At 69.8% G+C, this 14,592-nt stretch carries 19 protein-coding genes and 2 pseudogenes; 9 read left to right on the top strand and 12 right to left on the bottom strand.

What is annotated here, in order from left to right; all coding sequences use genetic code 11:
• Positions 1-75: 75 nt before the first annotated feature.
• The 4 genes from ACFWUQ_RS28630 to ACFWUQ_RS28615 all read right to left on the bottom strand — a co-directional run bounded on the left by ACFWUQ_RS28630 (position 76) and on the right by ACFWUQ_RS28615 (position 4,339).
• On the bottom strand, positions 76-1,386 hold the full coding sequence (locus ACFWUQ_RS28630) for a hypothetical protein (RefSeq protein WP_384543774.1): 1,311 nt from the start codon (positions 1,384-1,386) through the stop codon (positions 76-78).
• Entirely contained in the window at positions 1,376-1,999 is a 624-nt protein-coding gene (locus tag ACFWUQ_RS28625; RefSeq protein ID WP_384543772.1) for a DUF6114 domain-containing protein, read from the bottom strand. Before ACFWUQ_RS28625 ends, ACFWUQ_RS28630 begins: the two co-directional genes overlap by 11 nt.
• 110 nt (positions 2,000-2,109) lie before the next feature.
• A complete protein-coding gene (locus ACFWUQ_RS28620) occupies positions 2,110-2,748 on the bottom strand; it encodes a DUF6230 family protein (protein ID WP_384543770.1) in 639 nt (212 codons plus the stop codon).
• Positions 2,749-3,346: 598 nt separating this feature from the next.
• Positions 3,347-4,339 (bottom strand): tetratricopeptide repeat protein, encoded by a 993-nt coding sequence (locus ACFWUQ_RS28615; RefSeq protein ID WP_384543768.1) that lies wholly within the window; start codon positions 4,337-4,339, stop codon positions 3,347-3,349.
• A 239-nt stretch (positions 4,340-4,578) separates the two neighbouring features.
• Here ACFWUQ_RS28615 and ACFWUQ_RS28610 point away from each other — a divergent pair, with 239 nt between their 5' ends.
• On the top strand, positions 4,579-5,220 hold the full coding sequence (locus tag ACFWUQ_RS28610; RefSeq protein ID WP_384543766.1) for a TetR/AcrR family transcriptional regulator: 642 nt from the start codon (positions 4,579-4,581) through the stop codon (positions 5,218-5,220).
• A gap of 82 nt (positions 5,221-5,302) precedes the next feature.
• On the opposite strand, the gene ACFWUQ_RS28605 is transcribed toward ACFWUQ_RS28610, so the two are convergent.
• The 4 genes and pseudogenes from ACFWUQ_RS28605 to ACFWUQ_RS28590 all read right to left on the bottom strand — a co-directional run.
• A complete protein-coding gene (locus ACFWUQ_RS28605; RefSeq protein WP_384543764.1) occupies positions 5,303-7,003 on the bottom strand; it encodes a methylmalonyl-CoA mutase in 1,701 nt (566 codons plus the stop codon).
• A 77-nt stretch (positions 7,004-7,080) separates the two neighbouring features.
• Positions 7,081-7,410, bottom strand: a complete 330-nt coding sequence (locus ACFWUQ_RS28600; protein ID WP_384543762.1) for a DUF3817 domain-containing protein — start codon at positions 7,408-7,410, stop codon at positions 7,081-7,083.
• A 60-nt stretch (positions 7,411-7,470) separates the two neighbouring features.
• The gene (locus ACFWUQ_RS28595; RefSeq protein ID WP_384543760.1) at positions 7,471-7,977 is read right to left on the bottom strand and encodes a MarR family winged helix-turn-helix transcriptional regulator; all 507 of its coding nucleotides are present in this window, start codon (positions 7,975-7,977) and stop codon (positions 7,471-7,473) included.
• A 265-nt stretch (positions 7,978-8,242) separates the two neighbouring features.
• Positions 8,243-8,416 (bottom strand): annotated as a pseudogene (locus tag ACFWUQ_RS28590) (thiamine-binding protein); the annotation flags it as partial.
• Between the two features lie 27 nt (positions 8,417-8,443).
• Between ACFWUQ_RS28590 and ACFWUQ_RS28585 the strand changes: the two are divergent.
• Entirely contained in the window at positions 8,444-8,575 is a 132-nt protein-coding gene (locus tag ACFWUQ_RS28585; RefSeq protein ID WP_384543758.1) for a hypothetical protein, read from the top strand.
• Positions 8,576-8,690: 115 nt separating this feature from the next.
• Here the strand turns inward: ACFWUQ_RS28585 and ACFWUQ_RS28580 are convergent, their stop codons facing one another.
• Together ACFWUQ_RS28580 and ACFWUQ_RS28575 are read right to left on the bottom strand one after the other, a co-directional pair.
• Positions 8,691-9,161, bottom strand: coding sequence for an NUDIX domain-containing protein (locus ACFWUQ_RS28580; RefSeq protein ID WP_384543756.1), 471 nt, complete (start codon positions 9,159-9,161; stop codon positions 8,691-8,693).
• Positions 9,162-9,164: 3 nt separating this feature from the next.
• Positions 9,165-9,905, bottom strand: a complete 741-nt coding sequence (locus ACFWUQ_RS28575) for an XRE family transcriptional regulator (RefSeq protein ID WP_384543754.1) — start codon at positions 9,903-9,905, stop codon at positions 9,165-9,167.
• A 113-nt stretch (positions 9,906-10,018) separates the two neighbouring features.
• On the opposite strand from ACFWUQ_RS28575, the gene ACFWUQ_RS28570 reads away from it, so the two are divergent.
• Both ACFWUQ_RS28570 and ACFWUQ_RS28565 read left to right on the top strand, forming a co-directional pair.
• Positions 10,019-10,234 carry a hypothetical protein gene (locus tag ACFWUQ_RS28570; RefSeq protein ID WP_384543752.1) on the top strand — a complete coding sequence of 72 codons (216 nt, stop codon included), beginning with the start codon at positions 10,019-10,021 and terminating at the stop codon, positions 10,232-10,234.
• Positions 10,234-10,452 carry a hypothetical protein gene (locus ACFWUQ_RS28565; RefSeq protein ID WP_384543750.1) on the top strand — a complete coding sequence of 73 codons (219 nt, stop codon included), beginning with the start codon at positions 10,234-10,236 and terminating at the stop codon, positions 10,450-10,452. Before ACFWUQ_RS28570 ends, ACFWUQ_RS28565 begins: the two co-directional genes overlap by 1 nt.
• A gap of 87 nt (positions 10,453-10,539) precedes the next feature.
• Here the strand turns inward: ACFWUQ_RS28565 and ACFWUQ_RS28560 are convergent.
• A pseudogene (locus ACFWUQ_RS28560) lies at positions 10,540-10,677 on the bottom strand (MTH1187 family thiamine-binding protein); the annotation flags it as partial.
• Positions 10,674-11,018 carry a DUF3817 domain-containing protein gene (locus tag ACFWUQ_RS28555; RefSeq protein WP_384543748.1) on the bottom strand — a complete coding sequence of 115 codons (345 nt, stop codon included), beginning with the start codon at positions 11,016-11,018 and terminating at the stop codon, positions 10,674-10,676. The gene ACFWUQ_RS28555 and the pseudogene ACFWUQ_RS28560, both read right to left, overlap by 4 nt.
• A 185-nt stretch (positions 11,019-11,203) precedes the next feature.
• On the opposite strand from ACFWUQ_RS28555, the gene ACFWUQ_RS28550 reads away from it, so the two are divergent.
• From ACFWUQ_RS28550 to ACFWUQ_RS28530, 5 genes are all read left to right on the top strand, one after another.
• Positions 11,204-11,842 carry an AIM24 family protein gene (locus ACFWUQ_RS28550; protein ID WP_384543746.1) on the top strand — a complete coding sequence of 213 codons (639 nt, stop codon included), beginning with the start codon at positions 11,204-11,206 and terminating at the stop codon, positions 11,840-11,842.
• Entirely contained in the window at positions 11,842-12,492 is a 651-nt protein-coding gene (locus ACFWUQ_RS28545; RefSeq protein WP_384543744.1) for an AIM24 family protein, read from the top strand. Before ACFWUQ_RS28550 ends, ACFWUQ_RS28545 begins: the two co-directional genes overlap by 1 nt.
• An 11-nt stretch (positions 12,493-12,503) precedes the next feature.
• Positions 12,504-13,295, top strand: coding sequence for an AIM24 family protein (locus tag ACFWUQ_RS28540; protein ID WP_384543778.1), 792 nt, complete (start codon positions 12,504-12,506; stop codon positions 13,293-13,295).
• Between the two features lie 66 nt (positions 13,296-13,361).
• Entirely contained in the window at positions 13,362-13,865 is a 504-nt protein-coding gene (locus ACFWUQ_RS28535) for a MarR family winged helix-turn-helix transcriptional regulator (RefSeq protein WP_384543776.1), read from the top strand.
• Positions 13,866-13,985: 120 nt separating this feature from the next.
• Positions 13,986-14,549, top strand: coding sequence for a PepSY domain-containing protein (locus tag ACFWUQ_RS28530; protein ID WP_384543742.1), 564 nt, complete (start codon positions 13,986-13,988; stop codon positions 14,547-14,549).
• The last annotated feature ends 43 nt before the right edge of the window (positions 14,550-14,592 follow it).

Genomic DNA, 14,592 nt, shown 5'->3' with positions numbered 1-14,592 from the left:
CCGCAGTGACGCGGGGTGCCGCCCTCGGCGCCGTGCTGTCCGCCCCGCCGTGCGCGGCGGGGCGGCAGCGGCCGGCTACTCGGCCGGGCCGATGTAGTTCTTGAGGCCCGGGACGGTGAGCGTGCCGCCGAACTGGCCGGCCTGGACGACCTGGACGTCCGAGAAGAACGCGAACGGCACATTCAGCGGCGGCGGGCTGTTGGGGGTGAACTCGATCGGGATCATTCCGAAGAGCTTGCCCTTGAGGCTTTCGGTGTACATGGTCACCGTGCCGCCGCGGATCTTGGACGTGGACCCCGGACGGGACTTCAGGTGCGCGACGTTCCCGCCCTTGCCGACCGTCTGGTAGAGGTCCTTGATGTCCAGCGAGTCCGCCGTGAACTTCAGGACCTTCTTGACCTTGCCGCTCGCCGTCTTCACCTCGACGATGCCGTGGTAGTCCAGGCCGTACAGGGTCAGCAGCGAGCTGTCGAGGTACCAGGGCTCGTCCGGCAGGAGCGGGATGCCCTGCTCCAGTTCGGCGTCGGCCAGGGCCTCGGCGTCGTAGGTCGGGCACGGGAAGGGTTCCTTCCCGTCCGCGCCCTTGCCGGAGTCGGCGTCCTTGTCCTCGCCGTCCTCGGCCTTGTCGGCGTCCTCGGCGTCCTTCTCCTCGGCCTTGTCGGACGGGTCCGTCGCGGTGCCGGTCTCGTCCTTCGGGGTCTTCGCGGTGTTCTTGACCTCCTCGGACAGCTCGGACACCTCGGTGCCGACCTGCTTCGCCGCCTCGCGGATCGCCTCCGCGGCCGGGTCCGGGGTCTGCGCACCGCTCGGGGTGGGCGCGGGCGCCGGATCGGTCGTGGTGCGCGCGTCCCTGAGGGGCTTGCCGAGTTCGTCCAGGAACGTCTCGATCTTGTCGCCGACTCCCAGCGGGTCCAGGGGGTTCGGCTTCTCGACCGCCGGCGGCGTGGTGCTCGGGGCCGTCTGCGGCTCGGGCTTCTCCGCGGGCTTCTCGGCCGTGGGCCGGGTCGCCGTCGGGCTCGTAGTGGGCTTCGGCTTCACCGCTGCCGAAGCGGACGGTGTGGGAGTCGCGCTGGGCGAGGTGCCCGGCGAAGGAGTCTTCGACGGCTTCGGCGACTCCGTCTTCTTGCTGTCCTCCGGGTCGTCGGACCGCGTCACGCACGGTCCCGGCGCGAAGGGGATGTCCTTCTCGTCGGCCACGGCCAGCTTCGGCGCCATACCCATGCCGACGAACACGGCCGTCGGCATCGCCGCCAGCGCCATCGTCTTGCCGACGGGTATCTGGAGCTTGTTCAGCAGCGACTTCCTGGGTGCCGCGTGCCGCGGCCCCTTGCTCTCACGGGACTCTGCGCCTGGGGCCACGCCCCGCTGCGTCTCGTCACCCCGCACTGTTCCTCCCGCCATCGGCGTGGGCAGTCGTCTCGCTCGCGTGTGCCGTTTCCGTCTCGCGCGGTCCCGGGATGCCCGGGGTGCCCGCCATCGCCTGCGCCTTGGTCAGACCGACCGGCTGCTGGTACGCCTCGTGCGCCGGCTGCGCCTCGGGAGCCTCGTGCGCGGGGAGCGCCCGCCTGTCGGCCGGCTCCTCGTCCGCCGCCTGCCCGGGAACCCACGACAGCGCGAGAGCGCCGCCGATGAGGGCGGGTACGAAGCCCAGCCCGAAGCCGCCGAGGTTGGACACCGGCAGGGACACCAGGGCCAGCAGGATCGAGGCGACCCCGGCGAAGACGCGGATGGCCTGCTGGAACCAGAGGGCCAGGCCCAGCGTGATCAGCAGGACGCCGATGATCAGCGCGCCGGCGCCACCGGTGGTGGCCATGGCGAGACTGAGGTTCCCCAGCCGCAGGTCCGCGTACGGGAAGTACGCGATCGGGAAGCCGCCGACAAACGTGAACAGCCCCGCCCAGAAGGGGCGGCGCCCGCGCCAGGCACGGAAGTGGTAATACACCACGGTGAGCCAGGCGTCGTCTTCTGCGCGAACGTAAACCGGGGCCTGGGGGTTCATGGACAACAGCTCCCTGGAAACGGTGGTACGGAGAACTCTGTGGAGCCCGGAGGGGCGGTCGGCGACGGCTCGCGCCACCGACCGCCCCTCCGGTCACGCACCGGGACGGGTTACTTGGCGTCCTGGTAGCACGGCTGGTCGCCGCTGAGCAGGCGCAGCTTCAGGTCGGGCAGCTTGAACGTGCCCGCCGTCGTCGCCCAGGCCTTCTGCCGGACGTTGGTCAGGATCGCCTTGTCCGCGCGCTGCGAGAACGCGTACGGGCTGGCGACCGTGCCGGCCTGCGGCTTGGTCTTGTGGCTCTTGTCACCGACCGCGATACCGATGTCCAGGTTCTTGAACTCGGCGTCGGTGTCGAGCTCGGCAACATCGAGGTAGATGTTGTCGGCGACGGCCGGCTTGCCCTTGTGACCGGTCCTCAGCTGCAGGGTGATGTTGCCCAGCGGCGTCGGGGTGACCAGCGACTGGCACATGTTGGTGATTTCCGCGTGACTGAACCCGGAGATGGTGACCGGGTGGTGCTGCGGGTTGCCCTTGAGGTCGTGCCCCTCGGCGATACCGCCGTACTGAATGAGGTTGTCACCGTCGAGCTTGTCGGCCGAGACCTTGAAGTCCTGGCCGGAGACGCTGAAGGACGCCGCGAGAGCGCCCTGCGCCAGACCCACACCGACCGCGGCCGTGGCCGCGATGCTCGGCACCATGACGAGCGCGAAGCGCTTCCATCTGGTCCCACCACGAACCTGAGAACTCATTTTCGTTCCTCCTTCTCGGACGTACATCTCCGGTCCGGGCCGTGCCCGTCCTGGGATGGGAGAAGTGCTACGTCCTCGGGAAGAAGCGCAGGCGGCCGGGCCGCGGCTGTGCCACGTCCGATACACCGGCGATCACCCCCGAGCGACAACCACTGGGCCACGCGTTCGCGCAACCTGGAGGACAGGCCCCGCCGGTGCGGCGGAGACCCCCCTGTCCCACGGCCGGTGCCACTGCCACAGGCCGGCTCGGTGGGGACCCTCCACCGCGGCTCCGGATGAGCGGCGCTGCGGGAAGGACCGAGCGTCGCCGATCGTGGTCCATTACCGGCCGGGGCACAAGGGGGTTCGTTACTGGCGGGTAACGGCAAGATAACCGGGGTACGACCCCCCGCCGTCGGGCAGCAACACAGGGTGTCACCGAGGGCCACGACGAAACGGCGGAAGAGCGAACACTCCGGACAGTTCACGGAGTTCGGCTTACTACGAGTAACAGCGGCCGCGATTGCCAAGTTTTGGCAAAGCGCGGCCGCTGTTTATCTCGGTGTCAACAAATCGCCGGCGGTCCGCCGGTGCCCGGGAACCCGGTCCGACCCGGGCCCTAGAAGAGAACCCGGGCGAGCGCCGTACGCGCGGCCGCGACCCGCGGGTCGTCCGCGCCGATGACCTCGAACAGCTCCAGCAGCCGCAGTCGTACGGCGTTGCGCTCGTCACCCGCAGTCACCCGGACGGTGTCCACCAGGCGCCCGAAGGCGTCCTCCACGTGTCCGCCGACCAGGTCCAGGTCGGCGGCGGCGATCTGGGCCGCCGGGTCGCGCGGGCTCTCGGCCGCGGCGGCGCGCACCGCCTGCGGGTCCATGTCCCGCACCCGGGTCAGCAGTTCCGCCTGGGCGAGGCCGAGCTTGGCCTCCGTGTTGGCCGGGTCGTCCACGAGTACGTTCTGGTACGCCCGCACGGCGCCGGCCAGGTCGCCCGCGTCCAGCGCGACGACGGCCGCCTCCAGCAGCGCGTCGTGGGGGCCGGCCGGGATCTCGGCCGCGGCCGCGGCGTCCGGCGCCTCGGCGTTCGGGTCCACCTCGATGCCGATCAGCCCGAAGCGCTCCTCGGCGACCTGGACCAGCTCGGCGAGGGTGCTGCGGATCTGCTGCTCGGGCACCACGCCCTGGAAGAGCGGCAGCGCCTGCCCGGCGACGACGGCGAAGACCGCCGGGATCCCCTGGATGCCGAACTGCTGCATCAGCGTCTTGTTGGCGTCGACATCGATCTTCGCCAGGACCAGTCGGCCGTTGGCCTCGACGACCAGGCGCTCCAGCAGCGGGCTCAGCTGCTTGCAGGGCTCGCACCACTCGGCCCAGAAGTCCAGGACGACCGGGACCTCGGCGGAGAGCTGGAGTACGTCACGTTCGAAACCGGCCTCGTCTACGTCGAAGACGAGCGCGGACGGCGGCACAGCGCCGGCGGCGGGGGCGCCGCCCTGCTCGGCCTGCCGTGCCGATGCGGCGCGTGCCTGCTCGGCCTTGGCCTTGGCCTCGCCGGCCGCCTTCACAGCGGCGAGGTCGACGACGCCGCTCATGGACATGTTTCTGGGCTGCATGCGTACATCCTCCCCCGAGTGCGCGCGCCGACGAAAAAGATCGCGTGAATTGCGTGCTGCCGCGACCGGTGATGCGGGCGGCGCCGGGTCCCCACCTGGCGCCAGTAGCCTTTCGCGTGGTTGTCGCTCTTACGCTACGAGCCGTAGCGTAACTCGTCCGGCCCACTCCGCGCCCCGTGATCTGAACCACACCGGCGAGGGACCCGGCCGTCCGGCTACCGGCGGGTATGGTCTCGGCCATGCGCAACCCCAGCCCAGGCAGCGGCGCCCCGCCCGGCCGTACCGGCCGCCCCCGCAGCGCCGCTGCGGACGCGGCCATCCTCGCGGCGACGCGGGACGCGCTGGTCGAGCTGGGCTGGTCGAAGCTGACGATGGGCGACGTGTCGGCGCGGGCCGGGGTCGCCAAGACCACCCTCTATCGGCGCTGGGCCGGCAAGAGCGAACTGGTCGTGGACGCGGTGGCGGAGCTCTTCGACTCCCTCGAACTGCCGGACCGGGGCTCCCTCGAAGCCGACATCGAGTACGTGGTGCTGCGCTTCGCGGAGCTGCTGCGGCGGCCGGAAGCCCGTACGGCCCTGATGGCGGTGGTCGCGGAATCGACCCGGGACGAGGCCCTGCGCGACCGGATCCGGTCGGCCATCGTGGACCGGCAGAAACGTCTCGTCGTACTGGGTCGCGAACGCGCGCAGGCCCGCGGCGAACTCCCGTACGAGGAGGACGAGGCCGTCGCCGACCACACCACGGACCTGATCTTCGATGTGATCGCGGGCACGGTCGTGCACCGCGCCCTGGTCAGTGCGGAACCCGTGGACGAGTTCTGGGTGGCCAACTTCACGGCCCTGCTGATGCACGGCCTGCGGGGCGGCCCGGCGGCCGCCTGAGCGCGGCGGGGGCCGGCGGGCGCGGCGAGGGCCGGCCGGGCGCCCCGTACGGACGCCCGACCGGCCCCGGTCCCGCCCGGGCTCAGAAGCCGGGCGGTTCGGTGTACGTGCCCCACTCCTCGCGCAGGACGTTGCAGATCTCGCCCATCGTGGCCTCGGCCCGGACCGCGTCCAGCATGGCCGGGATCATGTTCGACCCGTCCCGCGCCGCCGTCAGCATCGCCTTGAGGGCGGTCTCCACCGCGGCGTCGTCGCGGCGGCCCTTGCGGGCGGCCAGCTCCTCCACCTGCACGCGCTCCACCTCGTGGCTGACCCGGAGGATCTCCAGGTCCCCGGTGACCGAGCCGTGGTGGACGTTGACGCCGACGACCCGCTTGTCGCCCTTCTCCAGGGACCGCTGGTACTGGAAGGCCGACTCGGCGATCTCGCCGGTGAACCAGCCGTCCTCGATACCGCGCAGGATGCCGGAGGTGATCGGACCGATGGGGTGCTGCCCGTCCGGGTGGGCCCGCAGCCCGCGCTCCTTGATCTGGTCGAAGATCTTCTCGGCCTCCGCCTCGATGCGGTCGGTGAGCTGCTCGACGAACCAGGAACCGCCCAGGGGGTCCGCCACGTTGGCGACGCCGGTCTCCTCCATCAGCACCTGCTGCGTGCGCAGCGCGATCTCGGCGGCCTGCTCGCTCGGCAGTGCGAGCGTCTCGTCGAGGGCGTTGGTGTGCAGCGAGTTCGTGCCGCCGAGGACGGCCGCGAGGGCTTCCACGGCGGTGCGCACGACGTTGTTGTACGGCTGCTGGGCGGTGAGCGAGACCCCGGCGGTCTGGGTGTGGAAGCGCAGCCACATCGACTTCTCGCTCTTGGCGCCGTAGACCTCCTTCATCCAGCGCGCCCAGATCCGGCGGGCGGCGCGGAACTTGGCGATCTCCTCAAAGAAGTCGAGGTGCGCGTCGAAGAAGAAGGAGAGGCCCGGCGCGAAGACGTCCACGTCCATGCCGCGCGAGAGGCCGAGCTCCACGTAGCCGAACCCGTCGGCGAGGGTGTACGCGAGCTCCTGCGCGGCCGTGGCCCCGGCCTCGCGGATGTGGTAGCCGGAGACGGACAGCGGCTTGTAGGCCGGGATGCCCTTCGCGCAGTACTCCATCAGGTCGCCGATGAGGCGCAGGTGCGGTTCGGGCTCGAAGAGCCACTCCTTCTGGGCGATGTACTCCTTGAAGATGTCGGTCTGGAGCGTGCCGTTGAGCACGGCGGGGTCGACACCCTGCCGCTCGGCGGCGACCAGGTACATGCAGAAGGCCGGCACGGCGGGGCCCGAGATCGTCATCGACGTGGTGACGTCGCCGAGCGGGATGTCCTTGAACAGGATCTCCATGTCGGCGGCCGAGTCGATGGCGACCCCGCAGTGCCCCACCTCGCCCAGGGCGCGGGGGTCGTCGGAGTCGCGCCCCATCAGGGTCGGCATGTCGAAGGCGACGGAGAGCCCGCCGCCGCCGGCGGCGAGGATCATCTTGTAGCGCTCGTTGGTCTGCTCGGCGTTCCCGAAGCCGGCGAACTGCCGGATCGTCCAGGTCCGCCCCCGGTACCCGGTGGCGTGCAGGCCCCGGGTGTAGGGGTACTCCCCCGGCCACCCGATGCGCTCGAAGCCCTCGTACGCGTCCCCGGGCCGGGGCCCGTAGACCGGATCGACGGCATCGCCGGAGAGCGTGGTGAAATCGGCCTCGCGCTTGCGGGCCTTGTCGTAACGGGCCTGCCAGCGGCGGCGGCCCTCCTCGATGGCGTCAGCGTCCATACCCATGAATTTACTAGGACGTCCTAGTAAATGTCGATGGGCAACCCCGGGGAGTCGTCCCCGGGGAGTATTGGCGGTCAGGCCTTCGCGGTGGCCAGACCGCCGCTGACCAGCGGCTCGACCTCGGCGCGGACCTTGCGCTCGACGAAGAAGGCCGCGAGCGGAATGGTTCCGGAGACCATGACCCAGAGCATCTTGCCGAAGGACCACCGCGCCTTGGAGCTGAGGTCGAAGGCGAAGACCAGGTAGATCATGAAGAGCACACCGTGGGCCTGGGACACCACGAAGGTCAGGTCGGCGCCCATGTCGAAGCCGTACTTGAACACCATGCAGGTGCACAGCACCAGCAGCATGACGGCGGTGACATAGGCCAGCACCCGGTAGCGGGTCAGCACGCTCTTCTTCATGCCCCAGAGCCTAACCGTCCGTTTTGCGCGATCTTGACGGGGGCCGCCTCCGCGGGCGGCCTACTCCTCGAAGTCGGCGGCGGCCACCCGCAGCGGGCGCAGCAGGGCGAAGATCTCCGCGCACTCCTCGGAGTCGTACGCGCCGAGCCCGAAGTCGATCTCCATCAGGTCCCGGGTCGCCGCCTCGACGACCTCGCGGCCCTTGTCCGTGATGGAGGCGAGGGTGCCGCGGCCGTCGTTGGGGTTGGGCCGCTTGTCGACGAGTCCGGACCGCACCAACCGGTCCACGGTGTTCGTCACCGACGTGGGGTGCACCATCAGCCGCTCACCGATCTTCGACATGGGCAGCTCACCGGCCTTGGAGAAGGTGAGCAGCACCAGCGCCTCGTACCGCGCGAACGTCAGTCCGTACGGCTTGACCACCGCGTCCACCTCACCGAGCAGGATCTGGTGCGCGCGCATGATCGAGGTGATGGCGGCCATCGAGGGAACGGGCCCCCAGCGTTGCTGCCAGAGCTCGTCCGCGCGGGCGATGGGGTCGAAGGGAAGGCTGAGCGGCTTGGGCACGACCCGACCCTACCGGGCGGTCATTTGGCGGTGTGCCCCGTCTCACTCCTCGGCCCTCCGGGCGACCCGAAGGCGTCCGGTCACCACCACCGGGCCGCCCTCCGGGGTACGCCGCGCGAGGCCACCCGTGCGCGCGGTGCGCGTTCCGGACCACGGACGCGGGAAGCGGCAGTGCGGTGATCTTCACCAGCGATCCGGAGGACATCACCGCATACCTGTCGGTGCCGAGTCCGACCGATGTGCACGTACACGCCGTGTGAGCGCGTCAACCGTCGGCGAGGTGCCGCTCGATCGTCTCCGTCTTGGAGGTGATGCCGTCGGTGACTCCGGGCCGGATGTCGGCCTTGAGGATGAAGGACACCCGGGGTGCCCGTGCCTCCACGGCGGCCACCGCACGCCGGACGACGTCCATCACCTCGTCCCACTCATCAGAAAGAGAGCACCTCTGACAACACAATCTGACAGCATGGTGACCCCTGATCTGGGGTGGGAGGGGATTAAGGCAGCCGTGATGGACGCGGACAAGCTCGCTGCGGCCAAGGCCCGGAAGGCCAAGGGCGAGAGCGTCACGGCCATTGCCAAGGCCCTCGGGGTGTAACGCGCGACGCTGTACCGGGCGCTGGACGAGAGCAAGTAGCCCGTACCTCCGAGAGACCGTCTACCCGCTGTGGTGGACGGCCTTTCTGCTGTCCGGAACCGGGGGGGGGAGGGCGCTACCCCAGGTAGGGCGCAGGGCGGTGCTCAAGGAAGTGCATCAAACGCAACCGCTGCGTGTGGTGCATGGCCAGGGAGTCAAGGGCAGCCGGCTCAACGAACCGCAGTTCCGTGCTCTCGTCGGAGATGGCCAGGGTGCCGCCGACGATGCGCGCCGTGAAGCAGACGTTGAACTGTCGCCGTACCTCCCCGTCGCTGTACTCGATGATGTGCCGGGGGTCGGTGTACGTGCCGACGAGTCCCGTGATCTCGACGTCGAGACCGGTTTCCTCCTTCACCTCCCGGACGGCAGTACCGGGCAACGAGTCGCCCATGTCCATGCCCCCGCCGGGAAGTGCCCACAGATCGTTGTCCCGACGCCGTTGAAGCAGGATGCGGCCACTGTCATCGGTGACCACCGCTGAGGCGGCAACGACCATGCTGTTCGGCTCGGGCGCGTGTGGATCGTCGTAGTACTCGGTCCGTGCCATGCGTCACCCCTCCACGGGTCTGGCGGTCTCCCACACAGCGCTGAAGCTGTCCGCGTAGGTGTCGAACATGCCCCCGTTGCCGTTGCGACGAAGGTGCCATACCGGCGCGCCGTACGCGTTCACGCCCCAGACGTGGGCATTGACCAACGCCTGATCATCAGCTCGATACAAGCTGTTGTAGAGGGTCGTCCCGTGCGTGCGCAGTTCGATCCCCGGCACATCGAGCAACGGGCGGTAGTGCATGAGGGCGAGGCGGCAGCGGGATTCGATGCCGTGCCCGAACCTCTCCTCCTGTCCGCGATGCTGGACGTTCTCGCTGTCCGCGTCACCGACTGCGATACGGACCGCGCAGCCATCCGCAGCCCGCTCCCGCAGGAGATCGTTCATCCGGGGATACGCCTCGTGGAGGAACACGGCCGCGTAGACCAACACGTCGATGCGCTCCCGCGCTGTTGCGAGGAGATCCACGAAGACGGATACGGGGAGGTCTGCGCGCTGGTCGTACAGTGCGACGAGTTCCGGGCTGACGGCCCGCGCGGCGCGTGCCTGCCTGAGAGCCGGCCAGAGCGCGTGAACATCCTCGCCCAACGTCTCAGCGGCCCTGAGTGCCGTTGCCCGCCGGGGAGTGCGCCCGAGGTTCACCCACCGCTCGACGCTCTTCGGGTCCACTCCCGTGGCAGTCGCCAACGCTGCATGCGTCCACCCACCCGATGCCATCACGGCCCTTAACCGCTCGTTGCCCATAGGGACGTTCTACATGCCGTGGGACGTCCCAAAGTGGCAAACGTACGAGGTTCCTCCGTCCCGGCGACCGGCGGCACGATCAAGGACACAGCAGGGCGGCGAAGGGGTGCGCGATGAGTGACACGGTGACGGACAAAGCCACAGAGGCAGAGGTCTGGGAGTACCTGACGTACGCGCCGAAGGGTGCGCGCTGTTCCGAGTGCAAGAAGGTGATCGAACCTCTTGAGCCCGTCCGCCGGGGACATGAGGGCCGTGCATCCGGGCCGCCCGTCGTGTTCTACCGGCACGCCAACACCGACGAGTGCCCCGGTGAGACGGTGGCCGCGTGATGGACATGCAGACGTGGCGGGACGCACACACACGGGCCACGGACGCCCGGGAAGCCCTCGTGGCCGCCCTGGCTGCCCTCGATGCACCCGAGACGACATGGAGCACCGTGCGGCCCGTCGTGACCCACAACGGCACCCCTTACGTACACCTGGGGATGATCCGGGCCGACGTGGTGGAGCAGATGGCCGAAGCCCTTCGGCTGCCGTCCTCCCGCTGAGGAGAGACGACCCCGAAACGGCCCCGTCCGGCGACGGCGAGCATGACAGCCGGGCGGGGCTCTTCTATAGCCTCAGAGCTATGCTCTTTCGCCCTCAAGGGTGGTGAACATGGCGTCGGTGCGGTTGGGCAGACCGGACTCCCGGACGACGCGCACCGCGTCGGCGACGTACTCGCCGACCTCCTCGCCGACTCCCAGCGGGGTCACGGAGAACGCGACGATCACGCGTCCGCCGCCACCCGCGCGCGGGCCGCGATCACACTGTCGGCCTCCTCGCGCTTGAGCAGCTTGTCGCCGTACAGCCCGCCGAAGGGCAGCATCGCGAGCACGAAGAAGAGGAGGACCTTCTTGAACGGCCACTTCGCCCGGTTCCAGACATCCAGCAGGAAGACCGCGTAGACGACGAACAGGAACCCGTGCAGGATGCCGAGCGGCATCATCAGGTAGTCGATGTCCGAGATCCGGCTCAGCAGCGATCCGAAGATCAGCAGGGCCGGGAACGACAGGGCCTCGGGTACGGAGACGAGGCGGAGCCGGTGCAGTGCGGAGGCGGTCTTGATGTCCACGAGGAGCCTTCGGTCGTGGCGGCAGGGGTCCGGTCCAGTGTCTCAGCCGCTTTGCGCGATCTTGACCCGGCCCCCGGTCGCACGGCCGGACCGACCCCCGCATCGGCGCCCGTACCGGCCCGGTGTGGCATAAATCCGGCCACAGGACTCTGTTCGGGCCCGCCCGCTGCCGATACCGTCTTCCCGTGGCTCAGTTCCGACTCCAAGGCAGCAAGGTGCTCGCCGTCGACCTGACCGGGGACGCCGTCAAAGCGAAGAACGGCTCCATGGTCGCGTACGACGGGCAGATGGCCTTCAAGAAGATGTCCGGCGGCGGTGAAGGCCTGCGGGGGATGGTGACCCGGCGCCTGACCGGCGAGCAGATGAGTGTGATGGAGGTACAGGGGCACGGCACCTGCTTCTTCGCCGACCGCGCCGGCGAGATCAATCTCGTCGACCTGCGCGGCGAGAAGCTCCACGTCGAGGCCAGCAACCTGCTGTGCGCCGACGCCTCCCTGCGCACCGGCACCACCTTCACCGGCCTGCGCGGCGCCTCGACGGGCAACGGCCTGTTCACCACGACCGTCGAGGGCTCCGGCCGGGCGGCGGTCCTGTCGGACGGTCCGGCCGTGGTGCTGCGGGTCAGCGCGCAGTACCCGCTCTCCGTCGACCCGGGGGCGTACGTCGCGCACACCGGCGACCTCCGGCAGTCCTTCCAGTCCGGCGTGAACTTCCGCACGCTGATCGGTGAGGGCTCCGGCGAGGCGTTCCAGATCCGCTTCGAGGGCGAGGGCCTGGTGTACGTGCAGCCCAGCGAGCGCAGCACGGTCGGGGGCGACGTCTGATGCCGTTCCGCGAGATCAACTCGAAGATGGTCGAGGCCCAGGTCGTCCCGGGGCAGAAGATGTACAGCCAGCGCGGGGCGATGCTCGCCTACCGCGGCGAGGTGTCCTTCACCCCCAGCCTGACCGGTGGCCAGGGCGGGGTGATGGGCATGATCGGCCGCCGGGTGGCGAACGAGCAGACCCCGCTGATGACGGTCGAGGGCAGCGGCACCGTGATGTTCGGCCACGGCGGACACCACATCCAGGTGATCAACCTGTCCGGCGAGACGCTCTACGTCGAGGCCGACCGGCTCCTCGCCTTCGACGGCACCCTCCAGCAGGGCACGATGTTCATGGGCTCGCAGGGCGGGGTCATGGGCATGGTGCGCGGCCAGGTGACCGGTCAGGGCCTGTTCACCACCACCCTCAAGGGTCACGGCGCGGTGGCCGTGATGGCCCACGGCGGGGTCGTCGAGCTCCCCATCACCCCGCAGCGACCGGTCCACGTGGACCCGCAGGCGTACGTCGCCCACCACGGCGAGGTGCGCAACAAGCTCTCGGCGGCGGTCGGCTGGCGGGACATGGTCGGGCGCGGCTCCGGTGAGGCGTTCCAGCTGGAGCTGTCCGGCCAGGGCGCGGTGTACGTACAGGCCTCGGAGGAGAAGCTGTGAACTTCGGTCCCGTGACGGGCGGCCCCGGCGGCCCGGTGGTCTTCGACCCGTACACCCTGCCCTCCGACGACAACGTGAACGCCTACACCTTCTGCGTGGAGCTCAAGGGGAGCCAGTGGTTCCTGCAGAAGGGCAAGATGATCTCGTACTACGGGAGCATCGAGTTCAACGGCATCGGCCACGGCCGCTTCGACCGGCTGCTGCGCACCAGCTTCCACTCGCCGCTGCACGCCGGCGACTGGGTGGTGGCCGAGGGGCAGGGCAAGATGCTGCTGGCCGACCGGGCCTTCGACGTGAACTCCTTCGACCTGGACAAGGGGAACCTGACGATCCGGTCGGGCAACCTGCTCGCGTACCAGCCGACCCTGGCGCTCAAGCAGTCGATCGTCCCGGGGTTCCTGACGCTGATCGGAACCGGGAAGTTCGTCGCCGCGTCCAACGGACCGGTGGTGTTCATGGAGCCGCCGCTGCGCGTGGACCCGCAGGCGCTGGTCGGGTGGGCGGACTGCCCCTCCCCGTGCCACCACTACGACCACGGCTACATGTCCGGCGTGATGGGCGGGCTGCGTTCGCTGACCGGCCTCGGGGGTGCCTCCGGCGAGGAGCACCAGTTCGAGTTCGTGGGAGCCGGGACGGTGCTGCTCCAGTCGTCGGAGGCGCTGATGGCGGAGCATGCGGTGGGGACGATCGGCGCGGAGCCGGGTGTTCCGGGCGTCGGCCACCAGGCGCAGGGGCACGGCTCCCCGGCCGTTCCGCGGATGCCGGGGCAGCTGGGCGACCTCCAGCGCCGTTTCGGACTGTGAGGCCGAACCACCTCCGATCTTTTGTACGCAATTCAACTTCTTAGGTAGAGTTCACTCATGGAGACCATGGAGACCGACACGGCCGCCGCACCCCGGACCCCGTCCGGGGACACCCCCTGGCTGACCGACGCCGAGCAGTGCGCCTGGCGCACCCACCTGGACGTCAGCAGACTGCTGATGCACCAGCTGGAAAAGGACCTCCAGCCCTTCGGACTCACCAACAACGACTACGAGATCCTCGTGAACCTCTCGGAGTCCGCGGACCACCGGATGCGCATGAGCGACCTCGCGACCGCGACCCTGCAGTCCAAGAGCCGACTGTCGCACCAGATCACCCGCATGGAGACGGCGGGCCTGGTCCGCCGCGAGAACTGCGAGTCCGACCGCCGCGGCCTGTACGCGGTCCTCACCGACGCGGGCATGGACACCATGCGCAAGGTCGCCCCGCACCACGTGGCGTCCGTCCGCCGGCACTTCATCGACCTGCTGCCGCCGGAGGCCCTGGCGGCGCTGCGCGCCTCCCTGCACCCGGTGGCGGAGCACCTGCGCAACAACCGCGGCAAGGTCTGACGGCGGGCGCTCGGCGCGCCCCGGACGACGGTCGGCCGCAGAATGGGGCAGGTACCCGCCCAAAGCCGGCCGCCGTCGGACATCCGTGTGCGGCCCTGGCCGGCCCGAGGAGGTCCAGCCATGAAGCGCAACGTCTACGTCTCCACAGCCGCGTCCGTCGTCCTGGCGCTGGGAGGACCGGTGGCGGCCGCCGCGGCGGCGCCCGCCGACACGGCGAGAGCCGTGACCGCCGTCGCCGTACTCCCCGCCGCGGACACCGCCGAGGAGGCCTCGGCGGCGGCCCTGAAGCACTTCCCGGGCGTCGTCGAGTCCCTCGACAAGGACGGCACCGTCTGGCACGCCGATGTGATCAGCAAGGACGGCAGGACCCACGTCGAGCTGGAGGTGGCGGCCGACGGCACGGTCACCGAACGGGACCGCGACACCGGCCAGGACGCCGCCGAGCACAAGGAGCTGCTCGCCGCCGAGGTCACGGCCGACGAGGCGGTCAAGGCGGCCGTGGCCGCCCACCCCGGCGCGGTCTGGACCGTCGAGTGGGACGACGACGACGGCAGTGCCTCCTGGCACGTCGAGGTCCGCGGCTCCGACGGCAGCACCTGGGACGGCCAGGTCGACCCGAAGACGGGCAAGGTCACCGCGTCCGACGCGAACGACTCCGACACCGACCAGAACGGTGCCAACTGACGGCGACCCCGTGAGACGGGCGGGGGCGGGGCCGGCCGAGCGC

The sequence above is a fragment of the Streptomyces sp. NPDC058662 genome (genome assembly GCF_042716255.1).
Classification (GTDB): domain Bacteria; phylum Actinomycetota; class Actinomycetes; order Streptomycetales; family Streptomycetaceae; genus Streptomyces.
This window is presented reverse-complemented; position numbering and strand designations above follow the sequence as displayed.

What these genes read in the sequence shown, in the direction of transcription:
- ACFWUQ_RS28625 (WP_384543772.1), bottom strand. Translation starts at nt 1,999, where the DNA reads ATGAACCCCCAGGCCCCGGTTTACGTTCGCGCAGAAGACGACGCCTGG.
- ACFWUQ_RS28620 (WP_384543770.1), bottom strand. Translation starts at nt 2,748, where the DNA reads ATGAGTTCTCAGGTTCGTGGTGGGACCAGATGGAAGCGCTTCGCGCTC.
- ACFWUQ_RS28615 (WP_384543768.1), bottom strand. Translation starts at nt 4,339, where the DNA reads ATGCAGCCCAGAAACATGTCCATGAGCGGCGTCGTCGACCTCGCCGCT.
- ACFWUQ_RS28610 (WP_384543766.1), top strand. Translation starts at nt 4,579, where the DNA reads ATGCGCAACCCCAGCCCAGGCAGCGGCGCCCCGCCCGGCCGTACCGGC.
- ACFWUQ_RS28605 (WP_384543764.1), bottom strand. Translation starts at nt 7,003, where the DNA reads ATGGACGCTGACGCCATCGAGGAGGGCCGCCGCCGCTGGCAGGCCCGT.
- ACFWUQ_RS28600 (WP_384543762.1), bottom strand. Translation starts at nt 7,410, where the DNA reads ATGAAGAAGAGCGTGCTGACCCGCTACCGGGTGCTGGCCTATGTCACC.
- ACFWUQ_RS28585 (WP_384543758.1), top strand. Translation starts at nt 8,444, where the DNA reads ATGGTGACCCCTGATCTGGGGTGGGAGGGGATTAAGGCAGCCGTGATG.
- ACFWUQ_RS28580 (WP_384543756.1), bottom strand. Translation starts at nt 9,161, where the DNA reads ATGGCACGGACCGAGTACTACGACGATCCACACGCGCCCGAGCCGAAC.
- ACFWUQ_RS28575 (WP_384543754.1), bottom strand. Translation starts at nt 9,905, where the DNA reads ATGGGCAACGAGCGGTTAAGGGCCGTGATGGCATCGGGTGGGTGGACG.
- ACFWUQ_RS28570 (WP_384543752.1), top strand. Translation starts at nt 10,019, where the DNA reads ATGAGTGACACGGTGACGGACAAAGCCACAGAGGCAGAGGTCTGGGAG.
- ACFWUQ_RS28565 (WP_384543750.1), top strand. Translation starts at nt 10,234, where the DNA reads ATGGACATGCAGACGTGGCGGGACGCACACACACGGGCCACGGACGCC.
- ACFWUQ_RS28545 (WP_384543744.1), top strand. Translation starts at nt 11,842, where the DNA reads ATGCCGTTCCGCGAGATCAACTCGAAGATGGTCGAGGCCCAGGTCGTC.
- ACFWUQ_RS28535 (WP_384543776.1), top strand. Translation starts at nt 13,362, where the DNA reads ATGGAGACCGACACGGCCGCCGCACCCCGGACCCCGTCCGGGGACACC.
- ACFWUQ_RS28530 (WP_384543742.1), top strand. Translation starts at nt 13,986, where the DNA reads ATGAAGCGCAACGTCTACGTCTCCACAGCCGCGTCCGTCGTCCTGGCG.